The organism is Caballeronia sp. GAWG1-1 (assembly GCF_023631465.1).
Classification (GTDB): Bacteria; Pseudomonadota; Gammaproteobacteria; order Burkholderiales; family Burkholderiaceae; genus Caballeronia.
This window is the reverse complement of record NZ_JALQDB010000107.1, coordinates 1-832: the sequence shown is the minus strand read 5'-3', so window position 1 is coordinate 832 and position 832 is coordinate 1. Positions and strand designations below refer to the sequence as shown.

At 59.9% G+C, this 832-nt stretch carries 1 pseudogene; it reads left to right on the top strand.

Annotation, left to right across the window (positions count from 1 at the left end):
- Positions 1-206 precede the first annotated feature (206 nt).
- Positions 207-832: pseudogene (locus NCT03_RS33650) on the top strand (hypothetical protein); the annotation flags it as partial.

Genomic DNA, 832 nt, shown 5'->3' with positions numbered 1-832 from the left:
CATTTGCGAAGGACTATGGGGTCAATCCGCGTGATCCGGACGCACACAATCAGGCGGCGACGCGCTATGTAAGAGCCCAAACGGTGGCGCATGCCAATCAATGGAAAATCGCCCGGGAAGTCGAGCAAAATACAGCGACGCCCGGCAATCCAGGAACCAAGCTCAGCGGGGGCTCATCCGCATGGACCGGCCCGGAGTTCGATGCGGTGTACGCAAAATATCGCGACACTGGGCTCACGGATTCGCAACTTCAGCATCGGCTCACGACGAGCGTCATGGGTACTTACGCAGGCACTCCAAGTGGCATGGGCGCGGGCAGCGAGTACAACGTCGACGGCAGCATGAGCGGTGCCGCGCCTATCGAGCCTGGCCAGCCGACGGTTCGCTACGAAAGCGACGCTAACGGCAAGATCAATTCGATGACCGAAGAGTGGCCGTCGGGAGACAAGTCCACGCAGACGTTCAAGGATGGCAAGCGCGTGCAGTCGCAGACAGTCGACTCGCAGGGCAAACCGCTGCGAACCGTCGATTACTCGAACTACGGCCCGGACGGCAGTTATCGCATCGATGTAAAAGACGGCAGCGGCAAGACGATTCAACGAAGTGACTTCAACGGCGACGGTTCGGGCATCGAGCGCGGCTTCCATGGTGACGGCTCACGCCTGGAAACGACATTCGGCCCGTCGAAGTCAGACGCGGCTTCATTCGGTGCGCAAAGCCCGACGAAGCTGATGACACAGTACGATGCGCAGGGCCGCGAAAAGCAGAAAGACTATTTCGATCCCGATCAGGGCATCAACACGAATCAGGTCGTGACGCGTGCCGACGGCAG